Here is a 387-nt window from a genome sequence, read left to right as displayed (position 1 = left end):
GTCGGGTGCGGCGTTTGTTCCGGTGGATCCGGAGTATCCGGTGGAGCGGATTGCGGCGGTGTTGGGTCAGGTGGATCCGGTGGTGGTGGTGTCGGTTTCTGCGGTGCGGGATCGGTTGGTGTCGGTGGTGTCGGGGGTGCGGTGGTTGGTGCTTGATGAGGAGGTTGCGGAGCTGGAATCGGATTCGGAATTGGATTCCGGGGGGAATTCTGGGTTGGGGTCGGATTCCGGGTTGAATTCGGGGTTGGAGCCGGGTTGGAGTGTTGGTTCGGTTTCCGCTTCCGGTGGTGATGTGTTGGGTTTGTTGCCGGTGTATGTGGTGTTTACATCGGGGTCGACGGGGGTGCCTAAGGGTGTGGTGATGCCGCGGGTGGCGTTGGCGAATTT

1 protein-coding gene is annotated in these 387 nt (G+C 61.2%); it reads left to right on the top strand.

Annotation, left to right across the window (positions count from 1 at the left end; all coding sequences use genetic code 11):
- Window positions 1–22: 22 nt before the first annotated feature.
- A partial coding sequence (locus IH09_RS40800; protein ID WP_404827322.1) for an AMP-binding protein occupies window positions 23–387 on the top strand: 365 nt, incomplete at its 3' end.

Origin of the sequence: Streptomyces celluloflavus, assembly GCA_000720995.1 — a bacterium.
GTDB lineage: Bacteria > Actinomycetota > Actinomycetes > Streptomycetales > Streptomycetaceae > Streptomyces > Streptomyces celluloflavus.
This window is presented reverse-complemented; position numbering and strand designations above follow the sequence as displayed.